The sequence below is a fragment of the Micromonospora sp. M51 genome, assembly GCF_018070305.1.
Taxonomy (GTDB): Bacteria; Actinomycetota; Actinomycetes; order Mycobacteriales; family Micromonosporaceae; genus Micromonospora; species Micromonospora parva.
In genome coordinates, this window is the sequence record NZ_JAGPXZ010000938.1 from 1 (window position 1) to 2,070 (window position 2,070).

1 protein-coding gene is annotated in these 2,070 nt (G+C 74.8%); it reads left to right on the forward strand.

Features of this window, described 5'->3' with window-relative positions; all coding sequences use genetic code 11:
* The coding region (locus KBX53_RS30985) for an amino acid adenylation domain-containing protein (RefSeq protein ID WP_210863286.1) at positions 1-2,070 on the forward strand (2,070 nt) is incomplete at both ends.

The window sequence follows — 2,070 nt, forward strand, 5'->3', positions numbered from 1 at the left end:
GCCGCGGCGGTCGCCGACGCCGACGTGCCGTTCGAGAAGGTCGTCTCCGCGCTGGGCGCCGGCACCGACCCGGGACGGAACCCGCTGGCCCAGCTCGGCTTCGCCGCCCACCACGAGCTGGTGCCCGACGAGCTGGTGGTGGGCGACCGTACCTGGCGGGTGCACGAGAGCCACTGCGGCGGCGCGGTGTTCGACGCCCTGCTCTACCTCCAGTCGTGGTCGGATCGCCCCCGGTTCGCGCTGGAGTATGCGACAGCCCTGCTCACCGCCGCCGACGCCGGGGAACTGGTCGAGTCGTTCCAGGCGGCGGTGCGGGAGCTGGCCGCCGACCCGGACGCGACGGTGCGGGACGTCACCACGCTCTCGGCGGGTCAGCGCGCCCGGTTGCGCGAGCTGGGCTCGGGCGAGACGTACGACACCTCCGACGACGTGTGGCACCGGTTCGCGGCGTACGCGGAGTCGGCGGGCGCGCGGTCCGCGCTCGTCGACGCGCACACCGGGCTGACGCTCACCTACCGTGAGCTGCACGACGCCGCGGTCGAGCAGTCCCGTCTCCTGCACGGCCACGGGGTGCGTGCCGGCGACGCGGTTCTGGTGGAGGTGCCCCGCTCGGCCGCCGAGGCGGTCGCGGTGCTGGGTGTGCTGCGGCTCGGCGCGCACTACGTCGCGGTCGACCGGCACGCCACCGCCGAGTGGCGTACCCATCTGGCGGCGACCGTCGCGGCGCGGGCCCGCCTCGGTGTGGGCGAGCCCTGGCCGGGAGTCGTCGACTGTCCACTCGTCGAGCCGGGAACGCCGGTCGGGGCCGGTGCGGTCGAGGCCGCGCCGAGGGATCCGGCGCGGACCGTGTACGTCTCCTTCACCTCGGGCTCGACCGGGGTGCCCAAGGGCGTCGTCGTGCCGCACCGGGCGGTGCTGCGACTCGCGGACGACCCGGGGATGTTCGTCGACCGGCCGGGCATGCGGATGCTGCGGCTGTCCCCGCTGGCGTTCGACGCGTCCACCCTGGAATTGCTGGTGCCCCTGGCCACCGGCGACACGGTGGTGGTCTTCCCGTCGGAGGACCCGACGCCACGCGGGCTGGCCGACGTCCTGCGCACCGCCGGGGTCACCCACGCCTGGCTCACCTCGGGCGTGTTCCACCTGGTCGCCGACCACCGTCCGGACGCGTTCGTCGGGCTGCGGCAGCTGTTCACCGGCGGGGGAGTGGTGTCACCGCCGCACGTGCGCCAGGTGTTGCGGGCCTGCCGGGGCCTGCGCCTGACAAACGGTTACGGCCCCACCGAGAACACCACCTTCACCACCACGTACTCCGTCGAGCACGCCGACGCGACCCCGGACCCGCTGCCGATCGGCGGCCCGGTGCACGGCACCGACCTGTCCGTCGTGGACGCGTCGGGTCGCCTCGTTCCACCGGGCGCCTTGGGTGAACTGCTGGCCGGCGGCACCGGCCTGGCCGACGGGTACCTGGGCGACCTGACCAGGACGGACGCCTCCTTCGTGCGACACGACGGGGCACGCCGTTACCGCACCGGCGACCTGGTGCGCTGGGGCGCGGACGGGCAGCTGCGCTTCCTGGGCCGCAACGACCGCCAGGTAAAGATCGCCGGACACCGAGTGGAGCCGGTCGACGTCGAGCGCCGGTTGCGGGCCCAGCCGGGCGTCCGCGACGCCGTGGTGTTCCCCACCGGTGACCCGACGACCGGCGTACGCCTCTGCGCGGCGCTCAAGCCCGACCCGGACGGCCTCGACGTGGCCGCCGTGCGCCGCGCGGTGGAACCCGACCTGGCCCCCTACGCCCGGCCGCAGCAGTGGGTGACGGTGGCGGAGTTCCCGCTGGACCGCAACGGCAAGGTCGACCTGCGGGCGTTGGGAGCGCTGGCCCAACCGGCAGCGCCGCCGGAGACCTCGGCCGCGCCGGCGGACCCGCCGGCCCGGGTTCCCGCCCAGCGCTCGGCGTCGCTGGCCGAGTTCGAGGATCTGGTGACGGACGCCTGGGTGGAGGCGTTGGGCACCGACGACTTCGACGTCGACGAGGCGTTCTTCGACGCCGGCGGTGAGTCACTGCGC